Raw genomic sequence first — 18,166 nt, forward strand, 5'->3', positions numbered from 1 at the left:
CCTCTTTATTAAGAGATTCCCGATTTAATTTAAGGTTTATTAATAAGATGCTACAAATTAATCTTCACGACGATTACGTCTTGTGATACCTAATCCAGCAAGCAGTGCTAGAACACCAAATGTTGTTGTCAATGGCGCATTGTTATGACCTGTTTCTGGTAATGCTTTTTCTATTGCTTTATTCGCCATTTTCTCTTCTTTTGCTACCTTTTTATCCATAGCTTTAGATTGTTGTTCCATTGCTTCTGGTTGTTGTGGCATACCTGGTTGTCCTGGCATTTCTGGTTGTTCTGGCATTTCCGGTTGCTCTGGCATTTCCGGTTGCTCTGGCATTTCCGGTTGCTCTGGCATTTCCGGTTGCTCTGGCATTTCCGGTTGCTCTGGCATTTCCGGTTGCTCTGGCATTTCCGGTTGCTCTGGCATTTCCGGTTGCTCTGGCATTTCCGGTTGCTCTGGCATTTCTGGTGTGTTTGGCACATATGGAATATATGTGTCTTTCTCTGGATCTTTCGGTGTCGGTGGAATATATCCTTTACTTGGATCCTTTGGATCTACTGGTTTCAACGGTTCTTTCGTATCCGGATCTACTGGTGTATATCCTGGTACGTCTGGTACCACTGGTGTACCTGTTTCAGGATTTGTTGGTTCTTGTGGAATTTCTCCATCTGGATTTGTTGGGTCAAATGGATATGGATTTTTCGGACGTTCTCCATTTGGTAACTCTGGAATCCAGTTCGCTACTTTTTGGTAAACGTACGTAATCTCTGTTGTTCCTTCTACAACTTTTCCTGTTTCTTCTCCTTTTGTCTTAGATGGTACTAATACATATCTTGTACCGTCTTTCAACGTAATTGTTTCTGGTTTTGTTGTTTCTCCATCTGGATTTTGAGCATCAGTTGTATCATACTCTGTTCCAACTTCTGACTCTGGTGTATCCACGCGATCTTTCGCAATCGTTTCTCCATTTGTATTTTCATAATGAACGATAACGTCACCTTGTTTTGGTGCTTCTGGTGTCTCTGGTGTGTTTGGCACATATGGAATATATGTGTCTTTCTCTGGATCTTTCGGTGTCGGTGGAATATATCCTTTACTTGGATCCTTTGGATCTACTGGTTTCAATGGTTCTTTCGTATCCGGATCTACTGGTGTATATCCTGGTACGTCTGGTACCACTGGTGTACCTGTTTCAGGATTTGTTGGCTCTTGTGGAATTTCTCCATCTGGATTTGTTGGGTCAAATGGATATGGATTTTTCGGACGTTCTCCATTTGGTAACTCTGGAATCCAGTTCGCTACTTTTTGGTAAACGTACGTAATCTCTGTTGTTCCTTCTACAACTTTTCCTGTTTCTTCTCCTTTTGTCTTAGATGGTACTAATACATATCTTGTACCGTCTTTCAACGTAATTGTTTCTGGTTTTGTTGTTTCTCCATCTGGATTTTGAGCATCAGTTGTATCATACTCTGTTCCAACTTCTGACTCTGGTGTATCCACGCGATCTTTCGCAATCGTTTCTCCATTTGTATTTTCATAATGAACGATAACGTCACCTTGTTTTGGTGCTTCTGGTGTCTCTGGTGTGTTTGGCACATATGGAATATATGTGTCTTTCTCTGGATCTTTCGGTGTCGGTGGAATATATCCTTTACTTGGATCCTTTGGATCTACTGGTTTCAATGGTTCTTTCGTATCCGGATCTACTGGTGTATATCCTGGTACGTCTGGTACCACTGGTGTACCTGTTTCAGGATTTGTTGGCTCTTGTGGAATTTCTCCATCTGGATTTGTTGGGTCAAATGGATATGGATTTTTCGGACGTTCTCCATTTGGTAACTCTGGAATCCAGTTCGCTACTTTTTGGTAAACGTACGTAATCTCTGTTGTTCCTTCTACAACTTTTCCTGTTTCTTCTCCTTTTGTCTTAGATGGTACTAATACATATCTTGTACCGTCTTTCAACGTAATTGTTTCTGGTTTTGTTGTTTCTCCATCTGGATTTTGAGCATCAGTTGTATCATACTCTGTTCCAACTTCTGACTCTGGTGTATCCACGCGATCTTTCGCAATCGTTTCTCCATTTGTATTTTCATAATGAACGATAACGTCACCTTGTTTTGGTGCTTCTGGTGTCTCTGGTGTGTTTGGCACATATGGAATATATGTGTCTTTCTCTGGATCTTTCGGTGTCGGTGGAATATATCCTTTACTTGGATCCTTTGGATCTACTGGTTTCAATGGTTCTTTCGTATCCGGATCTACTGGTGTATATCCTGGTACGTCTGGTACCACTGGTGTACCTGTTTCAGGATTTGTTGGCTCTTGTGGAATTTCTCCATCTGGATTTGTTGGGTCAAATGGATATGGATTTTTCGGACGTTCTCCATTTGGTAACTCTGGAATCCAGTTCGCTACTTTTTGGTAAACGTACGTAATCTCTGTTGTTCCTTCTACAACTTTTCCTGTTTCTTCTCCTTTTGTCTTAGATGGTACTAATACATATCTTGTACCGTCTTTCAACGTAATTGTTTCTGGTTTTGTTGTTTCTCCATCTGGATTTTGAGCATCAGTTGTATCATACTCTGTTCCAACTTCTGACTCTGGTGTATCCACGCGATCTTTCGCAATCGTTTCTCCATTTGTATTTTCATAATGAACGATAACGTCACCTTGTTTTGGTGCTTCTGGTGTCTCTGGTGTGTTTGGCACATATGGAATATATGTGTCTTTCTCTGGATCTTTCGGTGTCGGTGGAATATATCCTTTACTTGGATCCTTTGGATCTACTGGTTTCAATGGTTCTTTCGTATCCGGATCTACTGGTGTATATCCTGGTACGTCTGGTACCACTGGTGTACCTGTTTCAGGATTTGTTGGCTCTTGTGGAATTTCTCCATCTGGATTTGTTGGGTCAAATGGATATGGATTTTTCGGACGTTCTCCATTTGGTAACTCTGGAATCCAGTTCGCTACTTTTTGGTAAACGTACGTAATCTCTGTTGTTCCTTCTACAACTTTTCCTGTTTCTTCTCCTTTTGTCTTAGATGGTACTAATACATATCTTGTACCGTCTTTCAACGTAATTGTTTCTGGTTTTGTTGTTTCTCCATCTGGATTTTGAGCATCAGTTGTATCATACTCTGTTCCAACTTCTGACTCTGGTGTATCCACGCGATCTTTCGCAATCGTTTCTCCATTTGTATTTTCATAATGAACGATAACGTCACCTTGTTTTGGTGCTTCTGGTGTCTCTGGTGTGTTTGGCACATATGGAATATATGTGTCTTTCTCTGGATCTTTCGGTGTCGGTGGAATATATCCTTTACTTGGATCCTTTGGATCTACTGGTTTCAATGGTTCTTTCGTATCCGGATCTACTGGTGTATATCCTGGTACGTCTGGTACCACTGGTGTACCTGTTTCAGGATTTGTTGGCTCTTGTGGAATTTCTCCATCTGGATTTGTTGGGTCAAATGGATATGGATTTTTCGGACGTTCTCCATTTGGTAACTCTGGAATCCAGTTCGCTACTTTTTGGTAAACGTACGTAATCTCTGTTGTTCCTTCTACAACTTTTCCTGTTTCTTCTCCTTTTGTCTTAGATGGTACTAATACATATCTTGTACCGTCTTTCAACGTAATTGTTTCTGGTTTTGTTGTTTCTCCATCTGGATTTTGAGCATCAGTTGTATCATACTCTGTTCCAACTTCTGACTCTGGTGTATCCACGCGATCTTTCGCAATCGTTTCTCCATTTGTATTTTCATAATGAACGATAACGTCACCTTGTTTTGGTGCTTCTGGTGTCTCTGGTGTGTTTGGCACATATGGAATATATGTGTCTTTCTCTGGATCTTTCGGTGTCGGTGGAATATATCCTTTACTTGGATCCTTTGGATCTACTGGTTTCAATGGTTCTTTCGTATCCGGATCTACTGGTGTATATCCTGGTACGTCTGGTACCACTGGTGTACCTGTTTCAGGATTTGTTGGTTCTTGTGGAATTTCTCCATCTGGATTTGTTGGGTCAAATGGATATGGATTTTTCGGACGTTCTCCATTTGGTAACTCTGGAATCCAGTTCGCTACTTTTTGGTAAACGTACGTAATCTCTGTTGTTCCTTCTACAACTTTTCCTGTTTCTTCTCCTTTTGTCTTAGATGGTACTAATACATATCTTGTACCGTCTTTCAACGTAATTGTTTCTGGTTTTGTTGTTTCTCCATCTGGATTTTGAGCATCAGTTGTATCATACTCTGTTCCAACTTCTGACTCTGGTGTATCCACGCGATCTTTCGCAATCGTTTCTCCATTTGTATTTTCATAATGAACGATAACGTCACCTTGTTTTGGTGCTTCTGGTGTCGGTGTTTCAACTTTCTTATACACATACGTGATTTCTGTTGTTCCTTCTACGACTTTACCTTGTTCTTTTCCTTTTGTTAGAACCGGTACAATTTCGTAAGCTACACCATCTTTTGTGATTGTTGTTGGTTTATTGTCATCACTTGTATCGTATTCTGTTCCTGTTGATGTTTCTGGTGTGTCTACGACATCTTCTTTCAATGTGTTACCTTCTATGTCGATGTAATGTACGATGACATCACCTTTCACTTCTTTGTACACATATGTGATTTCTGTCTCGCCTTCTACAACTTTACCTTGTTCATCACCTTGTGTTTTTTCTGGTACACGTTTATACGTTTTACCATCTTCTGTTGTAATCGTTTCTGGACGGTTATCCGTTGTATCATAAGGTTCATCCACTGGTGTTTGTGGTGTATCGACTACTGGATCTTTGATCACATTTCCATCTTCGTCTGTATATCTAACAACGACTGTTCCTTCTGGTGTCGGTGTTTCAACTTTCTTATACACATACGTGATTTCTGTTGTTCCTTCTACGACTTTACCTTGTTCTTTTCCTTTTGTTAGAACCGGTACAATTTCGTAAGCTACACCATCTTTTGTGATTGTTGTTGGTTTATTGTCATCACTTGTATCGTATTCTGTTCCTGTTGATGTTTCTGGTGTGTCTACGACATCTTCTTTCAATGTGTTACCTTCTGTGTCGATGTAATGTACGATGACATCACCTTTCACTTCTTTGTACACATATGTGATTTCTGTCTCGCCTTCTACAACTTTACCTTGTTCATCACCTTGTGTTTTTTCTGGTACACGTTTATACGTTTTACCATCTTCTGTTGTAATCGTTTCTGGACGGTTATCCGTTGTATCATAAGGTTCATCCACTGGTGTTTGTGGTGTATCGACTACCGGATCTTTGATCACATTTCCATCTTCGTCTGTATATCTAACAACGACTGTTCCTTCTGGTGTCGGTGTTTCAACTTTCTTATACACATACGTGATTTCTGTTGTTCCTTCTACGACTTTACCTTGTTCTTTTCCTTTTGTTAGAACTGGTACAATCTCGTAAGCTACACCATCTTTTGTGATTGTTTCTAGTTTGTTGTCATCAGTTGTATCATACTCTGTTCCTGTTGATGTTTCTGGTGTGTCTACGACATCTTCTTTCAATGTGTTACCTTCTGTGTCGATGTAATGTACGATGACATCACCTTTCACTTCTTTGTACACATATGTGATTTCTGTCTCGCCTTCTACAACCTTACCTTGTTCATCACCTTGTGTTTTTTCTGGTACACGTTTATACGTTTTACCATCTTCTGTTGTAATCGTTTCTGGACGATTATCCGTTGTATCGTAAGGTGTATCAACTGGTGACTTTTCTGTATCTACGATTGGATCTTTAATCACATTTCCATTTTCATCTTCATAGTTAACAACAACTGTTCCTTTGACTTCTTCGTAAACATATGTGACTTCTTTTTGACCTTCAACGACCTTACCAGTTGGTGTTGTACCATTTTCATCTTCAGCAGCTACAACATCACGTTTTGTTGTATTGAGAAGGTTATTATCATCGCCTACCGTACCGACGTTGTACGTGCCTGCTGGTACAAGTTTATATTTTTTACCATTAGCAGTAATCGTTTCTGGACGATTATCTTCTACCGTATTATAGGCCTCATCAATGTTTCCTTCTTCAACATCTTTAACTTGAGGACTAATCACATTTCCATCTGTATCTACATAATTAACAACTACTGATCCCTTAACGGCTTCATAAACATAAGTTACATAATGTGTACCTTGTGTAACTGTACCAATAGGGTCTACACCATTTTGACTTGTTGAACCAATAACACCGTCAATGTTTGAATCTGTTAAGTTATTAGCATCACCGACTGTACCTACATTGTATGTGCCTGCTGGTACAAGTTTATATGTGACACCGTCTTTAACAATTGTAGCAGGACGATTATCTTCCACTGTATTATAGTCAGTATCGATTGATACATCGGTTACATCTGGTACTTCTGTACTTAACTCATTACCATCTGTATCTACATATTTAACAATAACTGTCCCTTTACCAATTTGTTCAGGGTTTGATGGTATGACTTCTCCGACAGCATACGCAGAATAGTCAGCAACTCTTTTTTCTCCAAGCATAGCTCCTGTATAACCATCATTAGCTTCATGGACAAATGAACCATCTAAGCTAGATGCCGTTACTGTCGCTTCAAACTTTGGTCGACGTTCAATTTGATCGGTATTTGGGTTTAGCTGCTCTGTGTATTCAATGTCATGAGAATTCATCTTAACAACAAGTTGTGAATACTTACCATCTTGTTGATCTTTAAGTGGGTTGTTTCCTGCCCAAGTAATCCAGCCTGGTTTACTGAAATCGCCATAGAAAGACAATTTAGCCGTACGACCGTCATCACTGATTTCATCTACCATAGCATACATACCATCTGGTGTTACATAAGCTGTCTTATCATTAGAATTAGCATATTTATTTTCTGTATTATTCTCATTCCAGCCACTGTTATAAGGACCTTCATTATTATCATAAGCTGAATAAATGATCGGAATACGTTCACCAATACGAATTTTATCTTTTAAGAATGTATAACCATTCGTACCTGTACCTGAAGTAATTTGGATTTTAAAGCCATCTTTATAACCGCCGACTTGAATACCCATACGAACAGTTCCATCAGCTTCTTTTGGAATATCACGAACAAAAGCAACTTCTTCTGGATTTTTATTCTGCGGATTATAGTCTACTGGTGTCGCATTGACGCTGAGATAGCGATGTGTGCCTGGATTATTCTCATGTTGTGCATATCCCCAAACGGTTTGATCCCATGCTGGACGATTAAATTCTTTAGAATGTTCTTCTACACCATTCACCCATACTTTATGAAATGCTGAACGTGCTTCGGTAGCATTAAATGAAGTTTGAGCAGTTTTCATTGTATAACCTAATTGGACATCTTTTAAATTTTCTGCTGCCTCAGTAAAAGTCACCTTATAAAGTACTTTAGAAGTGACGCCAGTTTCTGCAGAAATTTCTTTACGGCTAGGATCTAAAGAATCAGCTGCTTTAAAATAATCACTTTCGTATGCAATACGTTCAACCGTTGCTGCAATTTTGTCGGTATCCTTAATATAAAAATGTTTAGGCATTTCGCTCGCTGGTTCTTGTGTTTCTACATAGAAAGTGTCTCCCTTATGAACTGTTTGCCCTTCAAATGACATATCAACTTTGGCTTCACCGTTATCATTTGTTTGATTGTATAATGTTGTCGTACCTTCAAACGCCCAAGGATTTGAACTCACTGTTACTTTTGTTGGCGTAATTGTTGGAGGATCAGGAAAATCTGTTACCGGTGTATTTTGACCTGTCGGTGCAATCGTCTGATCTGTTGCTACTGCATCTGCTGATGACAATGTTGCTGCACGGAAAGCTGAATATTGTGGAATAGGCTGACCTTCTTGAGGAAAGGCTTCTGCACGACTTGGCGGTTCAGGATATGATGATGTATCAACTGATTCTGTTGATGTCGTTTCTGTTGATGTCATTTCTTTTGTTGCGATATTTTCTTCAGAAGCGACTTCTGTTGGTGTTGCTTCTTTTGCTGCTATATTCTCATCAGAAGTAGGTTCTGCTGTTTCTTTTGTTTCATTTACCTCTGTTGGTTCTGCTGTTTTTTCTATTTCAGTTGTTTCTTTTGCTGTTGACTCATCAGTCGTTTCTGTTGGCGACGTAGTTTCATCTGTCACTGATTCAGGTGACTCTACTGCCTCTTCTTTTAATTCAGTATTTTGTACTGTTTCATCTGTTGGTGTTGCTTCACTAGCACTCTCTTCTGATGCAACTGTTTCATCATTTGTGACCGGTTCCAAATTATCGGTTGAACCCTCACTTGATTGACTGTCAACTGGTGTACTTGTATCTTCTGGTGCTACATCAGTATCTTGTGCTACTGCTTCTGTATCTGTCGCTGTTTTTTCACTTGCAGATGCCGAACCAGCCCCCATAATAAGTGCTGTTCCTAAAAGTGCTGAACATACACCAATTGAAAATTTACGGATTGAGAAACGGTGTTTTTGTTTAAATAACATAAATGTCCTCCTTTTTAGTTAAGAATAATAGATTAATTCATGAACGATGGCTTAATGCTTGTTCTTTTTAATTTATTATTTTTTAGACATATATTATTACATCTAAATTCACAGTAATAATACCTATATTTTTTATAAAAATCAACACTAATTATTTATTATTTTTAGTAATTAAGAAGCCCTCAACACTCTTTTTCACAACCATTGAAAACATAAATTATATTTCACGCCTCTGTATATAAAATTTAATTTATAAATATAATATTTTCATATAATAAAGGGTATTGTTTCATATTACACCGGGAATTTTTTTGAATTCCTCTTAAAATAATATGAATTTAAATAAACTTTTATGTTGCCTGCTATTTAATTCATACTATTATCATCATGATTATACTTAGCAGTTTCATATCTAATTTTATTTTGTGAAAGATAACTATACTAATAAAAAGTTTAATTATTTTTGTTATTACAAAGTTATAATTGTAGATTTTCATTATTGTATTTTTTTATTTTGTGTCAGAATTTCAAATTTTTAAGAAATCAGTATTAAGAAATGATCATCATTAACTTCGTTGAAAGTAGTTTCTATTTTTAAAATCTACCTTTCAATAACCTGCCCAAAATAAAAGGAACGAGACAGAAAGCTCATTTTATAAAAAGCTTTCATTATCTCGTTCCTGAAAAGGTGTCTTAAGAATAAAACGATTTGTTGAAGTTATTTTCAGCTCTATTTATCCACTGATTTAGAGCCACTTTTACCACATTATTAAAGCGCATAACATATTGTGAGATTGTGCTTTTAGTATTGTAATATCACAAGTCTAAGAGTTTATCCTTATCTTCTATGATAATTTTTTTCCCTATACGTTGGATATAGCCTTCATTTTCCAAATATTTAAATTTTCGAGAAAGTGTTTCTGGTGTCGTACCTAAGTATAAGGCAATATCTTTCATTGTTATAGGCAAATCTAATTCATTTTTTTCTCTACCTTCTAATAAATCTAAGAGGTATGCTGCAAGACGATCCTCTATACGTTCCATAGATAATAGTTGCACTTGTCTTTCCATTTTAGCCATTTTTTTCGCACTGAATTCAAACAGCTTAAGCGCTATTCGAGGATTTGTTAATAGCACTTGGTTAAAGGCTGTTTTACTCAAACTACAAATTTCAGTTTTTTCAAGTGCTTGACCGAAAAGTTCTTCATTTTTTATACCGAACAGCTGATTTTCTCCTTCGTAATCCCCTAATTCTACAATACGAAAAAGTTGTTCTTTACCGTTTGAAGATAACTGATATACTTTCATACGCCCTCTAGCAACAATCACTAATTTATCATCTCCGGGCTGAAAAATAATGTCGTTCTTCTTATACGTGTGATGTGTTGCCAGTTTGTTAATTTCAATTTGTTCTTCTTTTGAAAGGTCATAAAATAATGGAACAAGTGTTACACATAAATGGTTCATTGCAGCAACACCTCCTTATTTTGAATTTATTCTTGAGCCAGTGTATCAAAGTGTTTTAACATTTGATACGTTTGTGTCATTGTTTCACAGGCATCATTAGGAATCATGTACTGATTTGTAAGACGACGTAATTCTAAAAACGCATTGGATAAATCCCAATTATTATGTTGTGCTTTATCTTGAATGCTTTTATAGATTTTACGTACTTCAAAAACTTCTGGATGATTTTTTCCGTGTGCTTTCGTAATGGCTTGGGTATATAATTCTAATGTATCATGATTTGATTCAAAATAGTCTTTTAACATGCTTTGCTCTCCTTGTCTATCTTTCTGAAGTTTTTAATACATCATACCCTACTGACTCTACTGCATGAGTAATCTCATCAATATTTGTTCGTTTTGTATCAAATTGAACTTTAGCTTTACTTGCGTTGAAAAGTACTTTAACCGTATCTTCATCAACACCATATACTTGTTTTATAGCACTTTCGATCTTATGCATACATGTTGGACATGCCAATGTTTCGAGTTGTAAAGTGGCTTTGTGCATCATTTTAACAATCTCCCTTCTTTTGATTAACTCCAGTATAATATAATGTTTGCTATAAAAAATTGATCTCTATCAAGATGCTTTATTCTTATTTATATTTTAAAAGTCGCATTGCATTTAAAATGACGATTAGAATACTGAATTCATGTATGAACATACCTACTGCCATATTTACCCATGAGCTTAAAAGTAGACTTGCCAGTAGAAATACGACAACTAACAGTGCTATGGCAATATTTTCAATCATATTACGACGTATCGCTTTTGCTAATCGCATTGCATATGTAATATGTTTGAAGTCGGAATGCATCAATACTACATTAGACGTTTCAATAGCTATATCCGTACCGCCTCCCATCGCAATACCAGTATGTGCTAAAGCAAGTGAGGGACTATCATTAATACCGTCCCCAATAAAAGTGACGATGTTATTATTTTTTTGATATTTTCTTACATATTCTGCTTTGTCTTCTGGTAATAATTGACCATAAGCTTCTGTAAGCTCTAACTTTTTCGCAACTAAATCGACTGTTCCTTGATTATCACCAGATAAAAGTACTAAGTTTCTAATACCCATTTTTTTAAGCTTTTCTAAATTTTCTCTCACACCTCCGCGGATTTGATCACGAATACCTAGAATAAGTACCAGCTCTCTATCAATCGCAGTAAGCACGATGGAGTTGCCTTCAGATTCCATATCCTCTAAATCTTCTTGCATTTGATGTGTTAAAGTTACACCATATTGATTCATCAAATAAAGGTTCCCTACTAGTACTTGATGATTTTTAATTTGTGCTACAATGCCACCACCTTGAATCACTTCTGTTGCCTCTATTTTTTCCGTTGTTGTATGGGGATAATAATTTACAATTGCTTTTGCTAATGGATGATCTGATTCTTTTTCAACACTGACTAACAAACTATCAATATATTCCTTTTTATTCCTGTAATAAATCGTATTTGATACTTGAGGATTGCCATAAGTTAATGTTCCTGTTTTATCAAAAATCATAGTATTGGTCTGACTAAAACGCGTAATAACGTCACTTCCTTTAAATAAAATGCCATGACGTGCAGCGTTACCAATGCCCGATACATTGGATACAGGCACACCGATTACAAGTGCACCGGGACAGCCTAATACTAAAATCGTAACTGCTAATTCAATATTATGCGTGAATATCCAAATCATTATCGCAAATATAAGTACACCGGGTGTATAATATTTAGAAAATCGATCAACCAAACGTTCTGCTTGTGACTTTGAATCTTGTGCTTCTTCTACAAGTTCAATAATTTTTCCAAATGTCGTATCTTCTCCTACTTTTTCTGTTCGTAAGTGTATCGTACCATTTTCAAGTATTGTTCCTGCAAAAACCGAACTGTTTAAAGATTTAACTACTGGAATGGATTCCCCTGTGATACTTGATTCATTGACAGTCCCTTTCCCGAATATCACTTGACCATCTACTGGAATTTTGCTCCCTGTTTTTACTAAAAGAATATCTCCTTCATTAATATCATCAACACTAACTTCTTCAAATTCGCCTGTTTTTACTTGACGATAAGCTGTGTCTGGTACCATTTCGACAAGGCTTTTAATAGCTGAACGTGTTTTCGCCAAAGTTCGTTGTTCTAAAAAAGCACCAAATAAAAAAAGAAATGAGACAATGGCAGACTCTTCAAATGCTCTGATCACAAAAGCACCTATAATCGCTAGTGTGACAAGTAAATCAATACTAATCACTTTAACCTTGAGTGCTTGGTACGCTTGGATAACAATAGGAAAGCCACCTATTAATGAAGCTACTAATAATAAATATGTTGCATACACTTCACTACCTATAATCCATTTTGTTATAAAAGCCAAAATGATAAGAAGTCCTGTCATTGCTATAATCCCATTACGATAACGCTTTAACCCTCTTTGCATAAAGTCAACCTCCTTCGATTGACCTTAGTATAGTTGACGTTTGACGCTTCATCATTGATTTATATCAAGTTTCTTTAAAAGCTTACAAAAATATAAAAACTGCAAATACAATGGTTCTCCCACCATCATTGCAGTTTTAAAACTTCACTTATTGTTATTTAAAAGAAAATATCTTTAGTTCTTTTTATGATATTACATTATTCTTTTTACCTACCATTCTCAATAATCTCATCTAAATTTTTAACTCATCCAATCGTTCTTGTCCCACCTTCAACATCTCTTCCTCTACCTTACTCCATTTTCCAAAGAGGCACTCTTGTAGAACATCGGTTGCGGAATCTTCATCAGTTTCAGAGTCATAAATACAAGCCCTATCTCTTTGATAAATCTGAATCTGATCAAAGCATTTATCGTTTTCTAACTCCCTTAGGTTATCTACCAAGCTCCCTACAATACCATCATGATGTTCTTTTGAGGTTGCTCTAGCTTGACTCGAATTTACCGAATAGACTTCTTCATAGCGAATTAGGGTGCTGAGGTAGGACAATTCAGGCTTAGTTGCCATCAAGACTAATGAGACTTGGTAGCCACTTGATTTTAATAGCTGTTCAGTTTTTCTTGGGACTTCTGTCGTTCTTAAAGTTCCTTCAATTAACAAATGATAACCTTGTTTACTTAGCGCATCAACAAGATGTTCCACTACTTTTCCTGCAAATCGCTTGGTAGAGTCAAAGCTATCCTTGCCGTATTCTTCTTGTAAAGCTAGATAATTAGGGTGTAAAGAGCGATAGCTATCACCATCTATAATGATGATATTCCCTTGAAACGCTTTCTGCTTGATACGGTGTATTGTTGTTTTACCTGCGCCACTTTGCCCACCAAGTAAAAAGGCTTTTGGGTTAATTGATGGTGTTTTACCACGAGTTAAGGAACGAATGATTCGTTTTAAGGCTAGAGTAAACTCTTCTTGACTAAATACTTCTAACCTCATTAAGCCACCACCTGATGACGAGCAAGCTCTAACATACGTTCGATACCATCTAAATAGCCATTGTAGCGCTCTATTTCATCAAAAGTATCGACAAGATAAATCTTTGTATTGATAAGATCCGACAAGTCATCACTCATCAAAATCCAAGGATTGACCTCATCATCAAAAGCAATTCCTTGACTATCTTGATAGCGATACAATTGAGATAAAATTGCTGCACCACGTTCTTTTATGATTTCTATTTTCAGTGTCAATTGATAATCTTCTACTGGTGTTAACATCTTTTCTTCTCCTACAATGTCAATATAAGACACATTGAATTTCTGACAAATGTGGTCTATAAGCTCTGTTGAAACAGAACTTGTTCCATTTTCATAACGACTCAGACTATTCCTTGAGATACCAACAATTTTTGCAAATTCTGGTTGCGTCAATTCATGGGTTCTTCGTAATGATTTTATATTGTCTCCAATCATCGCTAACGACCTCCTATTAGTTACTTTCATTATAGCATGAAAAAAGGATAACGCACCAAAAATGGTGCGTTATCCTTTTTTAAGATGCTCAGTCTATTTTTAGGATCAGTAATGTTCTCATCTAAAGTCGACTTCTTTGGTATAGCTTTAAGTGTCATTTTTTCTTGTATATAGATGCGTTTGTAGGAACAAAAACAACATCTAGTAAATGAAGAAATTAAGCTATTTCACTCTTTGTATCAACGCAACTGTCTCCACATGAGTCGTATGCGGAAACATATCAACTGGTGTCATTTCAATAAGTTGGTAGTCATCTTCTAACAACTGAATATCTCTTAATTGTGTACTAGGATTGCATGAAACATAAACGATTCGCTCTGGTGCTAATTCTTTCAATGTCTCAATAAATGTTATGTCGCACCCTTTACGCGGTGGATCAACTGTGACAACATCTGGTTGGATGCCTTGACGTTGCCAATCTAAAATAACTTGTTCTGCTGTTCCAGCTACAAATGTTGTATTGGCATATCCATTTCTCAGTGCATTCCGCTTGGCATCCTCAATTGCTTCAGGTACGACTTCAACACCGTAAACATGGTTGGCTTGACTCGCCATAGCTAATGCGATTGTACCGATACCACAATAGGCATCTAATACTATTTCACTACCAGTCAGTTGCGCATAGTTAACCGCAATATTATAAAGTTTTTGAGTTTGTGTCACATTAATTTGATAAAATGATAGATCGCTGATTTCAAAACAAATATCATTCAGTGTATCCTCAATATAATCTTTACCATATAACGTATAAGATGTTGCTCCCATAATGACATTTGTTTTCTCTCTATGACAATTAATTTTAATACTGCTAATTTCAGAAAATGTTTGTGTCAATGATTGAATAATCTCCGATGCATATGGTAATGTTTTGCCGTTAATTACAAAAATAATCATTAAGTCATCCGTATAGTAGCCTTTACGCATTACAATATGCCGTAATAAACCTCGGTGCTGTTGCTCGTTATACGGTTCGATACGATAGTCGTGTATAAGTTTTTTGATATACCGCATCACTTCATTTTGACGATCGTCTTGTATTAAACATGTTTCCATATCAATAATGTCATGACTCCGTTGACGGTAAAACCCCATTTTAATATCATCTTCTTTTGTCTTTCCCACTGGAATTTGTGTTTTATTACGATAGTGCCATGGATCAGCCATGCCAATGGTTTGATGTATCTTTACATCTGTCATTTTTCCTTTACGATGAAAGAGATTAACGACTTGTTCTCGTTTCATATCGAGTTGTGCATGATAGGACAAATGTTGCAACTGACATCCGCCACACTTTTGATAATATTCACATGGTGGCACAGCACGATGTTCGCTTTCTTTTATCACTTCAACAAGTTTACCGAAACCAAACTTTTTATTCACTTTAATCACTTTATAACGTATGATTTCATCTGTTAGTGCTTGCGGGACAAAGATAGGATATCGCTCCCTTTTGATCACGCCGTGTCCCTCATGTGTTAAGTCTACTACACGACCTTCATATATTTGATTTTTTTCAACAACTGCCACGGCAATCACACTCGCATTTCATTAATTTTCTCACATGATAAAGGAGAGACTATGAAATCAACGCATCACTTTTTAGATTTCAGCCTCTCCTTATTTGATTTATACTTCAATATTTGTTGGTTCATCGATTAATAATTCATTGTCGGTATTTGATGGTGAAAAGACTTCAATATGACGTACTAAGTTTAAAAAATTAGCAGGCAATTGACCACCGTATTCACCATCAACATTTAATGGCATTTCTGCTAACGATGAAATATTTACAGTTTGTGCTTTTAAATAATGTACTTTAGGATGTCCAATGTGTTCACCACGAGAGGCAAGCGTCATAATGTGACCCAGCTCTGCTAAATTCGCTTTTTCAACAATGAGTAGTGTAAACATACCATCATCTAGTTTTGCATCTGGTACCAATTTTTCAAAACCTGCCATAGAGTTCGTGAGACCAAGCAAAAACAATGTGATTTCACCTTCGAATACATTGCCATCATACTCAATCCGTACATCAACGGGATGCATTTGTGGCAACATCTCAAAACCTTTAATATAGTACGCAAACGGTCCGACAATTGATTTAAGTTTGCTCGGTGCCTCATAAGATACTTCTGTAATTTTACCTCCGCCCGCCAGATTGATGAAATAGCGATTGTTCATTTTACCGATATCTACTTGTACTGTTTTACCGTCAAGTATCACATCAACTGCTTTAAAAATATCTGTTGGCAAATGTAATGCACGTCCAAAGTCATTCACAGTCCCCATTGGAATAAGTCCCAGCTTCGGTCGATTGGGCTTTTCTGCGATACCGTTGATGACTTCATTAAGTGTCCCATCTCCACCTGCAACAATCAACAAATCGTATTGCTCATGAATTGCACGAGCTGCTTCTTCCGTAGCATCCCCTACTCTCTGAGTTGCATACGCACTTGTCTCATAACCAGCTTGTTCAAATTTCACGAGTACATCTGGCAAAGCACGTTTGAACATCTCTTTCCCTGATGTTGGGTTGTATATAATCCTCGCACGTTTTCTCATTCGTATCCCTCAATTACTTTTTATATACTCAAAGATAATATTAAAACAATATCAAAAGTATTGAAAGCCAAAAACATCAAATTAACGAAAGATTCCTCTATCAACACGAAAAATAGCGTAATGACAGCATACCGTATCTCTTAAATCAAAAAACAATGATAGTGATTGCACACTACCATTGTTTCTGTCTCTGAATTATTGTTTGTCTAACTCTTGTTTTAATAATTTATTGGCAAGTTGTGGGTTAGCTTGACCTTTTGATAGTTTCATAATTTGACCTACTAAGAAGCCCATTGCTTTGCCTTTACCATTTTTATAATCTTCTACCGATTGTGGATTGTTTGCGATAGCTTCTTGAACAAATGCTAATACTGCACCTTCATCAGAAATTTGTACAAGACCTTTATCTTTCATAATTTGTTGTGCATCTCCACCGTTTTTAGCAAGTTCTGGGAAGATTTTTTTAGCAATCTTACTGCTCATTGTTCCATCTTCAATCAATTTAATCATACTTGCTAAGTTTTGTGGTGTGAGTCCTGTATCTTGCAACTCGATTTGATTTTTGTTCAAGTATTCATTAACTCCACCCATTAACCAGTTCGATGTCAACTTAACGTCTGCACCTTCTGCAACGGCTTCCTCAAAAAAGTCCGACATCTCTTTTGTTAGTGTTAGGACGTGTGCATCATATGCTGGTAATCCAAACTGCTCAACGTATTTCGCTTTACGTGCATCTGGCAGTTCTGGTATAGAGGCTCTCACACGGGCTTTCCAATCTTCATCAATATAAAGTGGTACGATGTCTGGTTCTGGGAAATAGCGATAATCATCTGATGCTTCTTTAACACGCATTAAAATTGTTTTACCTGTTGACTCATCGTAACGGCGCGTTTCCTGTAAAATTTCTCCACCATTCAACAACTCTTCTTCTTGTCTTTTAACTTCATACTCTAAGCCTTTACGCACATTGTTGAAAGAGTTTAAGTTTTTTAACTCTGCCTTTGTTCCGAATGCTTCTTGACCTACTGGACGAATGGAAACGTTAGCATCACAACGCAATGAGCCTTCTTCCATCTTACAATCTGAAACACCTGTATATTGAATGATTGATTTTAACTTTTCTAAATAAGCATATGCTTCTTCTGGTGAACGAATATCTGGTTCTGATACGATTTCTACAAGTGGCGTACCTTGACGGTTTAAGTCAACTAAAGAATAGCCATTTTTATGTGTGGATTTACCTGCATCTTCTTCCATGTGTAAACGTGTAATACCGATACGTTTGGTTTCACCATTTACTTCAATATCAATATAACCATGCTCACCGATCGGTTGGTCTAATTGAGAAATTTGATATGCTTTAGGATTGTCTGGATAAAAGTAGTTTTTACGGTCAAATTTAGATTCTGTTGCGATTTCCATATTTAAAGCCATTGCAGCACGCATTGACCAATCTACTGCGCGTTTATTGACTGTTGGTAGTACACCTGGATATGCGAGATCGATAACGCTTGTATTCGTGTTTGGCTCTGCACCGTACGCAACTGGCGCGTTTGAAAACATTTTTGAGTCTGTCTTCAATTCAACGTGGACTTCAAGTCCGATTACTGTTTCAAAATGCAT

General features: G+C 36.9%; 10 protein-coding genes. All 10 read right to left on the bottom strand.

Translation table 11 applies throughout. The features are described 5' to 3' along the window. Positions 1–57: 57 nt before the first annotated feature. The 10 genes from FGL66_RS06730 to gatB all read right to left on the bottom strand — a co-directional run bounded on the left by FGL66_RS06730 (position 58) and on the right by gatB (position 18,166). Positions 58–8,505, bottom strand: coding sequence for a MucBP domain-containing protein (locus tag FGL66_RS06730; protein ID WP_180809082.1), 8,448 nt, complete (start codon positions 8,503–8,505; stop codon positions 58–60). 816 nt (positions 8,506–9,321) lie between these two features. Continuing rightward, positions 9,322–9,972, bottom strand: a complete 651-nt coding sequence (locus FGL66_RS06735; RefSeq protein WP_180809083.1) for a Crp/Fnr family transcriptional regulator — start codon at positions 9,970–9,972, stop codon at positions 9,322–9,324. 26 nt (positions 9,973–9,998) lie between these two features. Then, entirely contained in the window at positions 9,999–10,277 is a 279-nt protein-coding gene (locus FGL66_RS06740) for an iron-sulfur cluster repair di-iron protein, ric (RefSeq protein ID WP_180809084.1), read from the bottom strand. Between the two features lie 16 nt (positions 10,278–10,293). Next, entirely contained in the window at positions 10,294–10,524 is a 231-nt protein-coding gene (locus tag FGL66_RS06745) for a heavy-metal-associated domain-containing protein (protein ID WP_500862565.1), read from the bottom strand. A gap of 85 nt (positions 10,525–10,609) precedes the next feature. After that, positions 10,610–12,454 carry a heavy metal translocating P-type ATPase gene (locus FGL66_RS06750; RefSeq protein ID WP_180809085.1) on the bottom strand — a complete coding sequence of 615 codons (1,845 nt, stop codon included), beginning with the start codon at positions 12,452–12,454 and terminating at the stop codon, positions 10,610–10,612. A gap of 232 nt (positions 12,455–12,686) precedes the next feature. After that, a complete protein-coding gene (locus FGL66_RS06755; protein ID WP_180809086.1) occupies positions 12,687–13,445 on the bottom strand; it encodes a zeta toxin family protein in 759 nt (252 codons plus the stop codon). Beyond that, positions 13,445–13,921, bottom strand: coding sequence for a type II toxin-antitoxin system antitoxin PezA (gene pezA, locus FGL66_RS06760; protein ID WP_180809087.1), 477 nt, complete (start codon positions 13,919–13,921; stop codon positions 13,445–13,447). Before pezA ends, FGL66_RS06755 begins: the two co-directional genes overlap by 1 nt. Positions 13,922–14,143: 222 nt before the next feature. After that, positions 14,144–15,508, bottom strand: a complete 1,365-nt coding sequence (gene rlmD, locus FGL66_RS06765; RefSeq protein WP_180810492.1) for a 23S rRNA (uracil(1939)-C(5))-methyltransferase RlmD — start codon at positions 15,506–15,508, stop codon at positions 14,144–14,146. Between the two features lie 99 nt (positions 15,509–15,607). Beyond that, positions 15,608–16,543: a diacylglycerol kinase gene (locus FGL66_RS06770; RefSeq protein WP_180809088.1), complete on the bottom strand. Its 936-nt coding sequence runs from the start codon at positions 16,541–16,543 to the stop codon at positions 15,608–15,610. A gap of 195 nt (positions 16,544–16,738) precedes the next feature. Next, positions 16,739–18,166: an Asp-tRNA(Asn)/Glu-tRNA(Gln) amidotransferase subunit GatB gene (gene gatB / locus FGL66_RS06775; RefSeq protein WP_180809089.1), complete on the bottom strand. Its 1,428-nt coding sequence runs from the start codon at positions 18,164–18,166 to the stop codon at positions 16,739–16,741.

It is taken from the genome of Staphylococcus sp. 17KM0847, from assembly GCF_013463155.1.
In the GTDB taxonomy this organism is placed as follows: Bacteria; Bacillota; Bacilli; order Staphylococcales; family Staphylococcaceae; genus Staphylococcus.

Coding starts and splice junctions, on each gene's coding strand:
- FGL66_RS06730 (WP_180809082.1), bottom strand. CDS start 8,505: ATGTTATTTAAACAAAAACACCGTTTCTCAATCCGTAAATTTTCAATT.
- FGL66_RS06755 (WP_180809086.1), bottom strand. CDS start 13,445: ATGAGGTTAGAAGTATTTAGTCAAGAAGAGTTTACTCTAGCCTTAAAA.
- FGL66_RS06745 (WP_500862565.1), bottom strand. CDS start 10,524: ATGATGCACAAAGCCACTTTACAACTCGAAACATTGGCATGTCCAACA.
- FGL66_RS06770 (WP_180809088.1), bottom strand. CDS start 16,543: ATGAGAAAACGTGCGAGGATTATATACAACCCAACATCAGGGAAAGAG.
- FGL66_RS06750 (WP_180809085.1), bottom strand. CDS start 12,454: ATGCAAAGAGGGTTAAAGCGTTATCGTAATGGGATTATAGCAATGACA.
- pezA (WP_180809087.1), bottom strand. CDS start 13,921: ATGATTGGAGACAATATAAAATCATTACGAAGAACCCATGAATTGACG.
- FGL66_RS06735 (WP_180809083.1), bottom strand. CDS start 9,972: ATGAACCATTTATGTGTAACACTTGTTCCATTATTTTATGACCTTTCA.
- FGL66_RS06740 (WP_180809084.1), bottom strand. CDS start 10,277: ATGTTAAAAGACTATTTTGAATCAAATCATGATACATTAGAATTATAT.
- gatB (WP_180809089.1), bottom strand. CDS start 18,166: ATGCATTTTGAAACAGTAATCGGACTTGAAGTCCACGTTGAATTGAAG.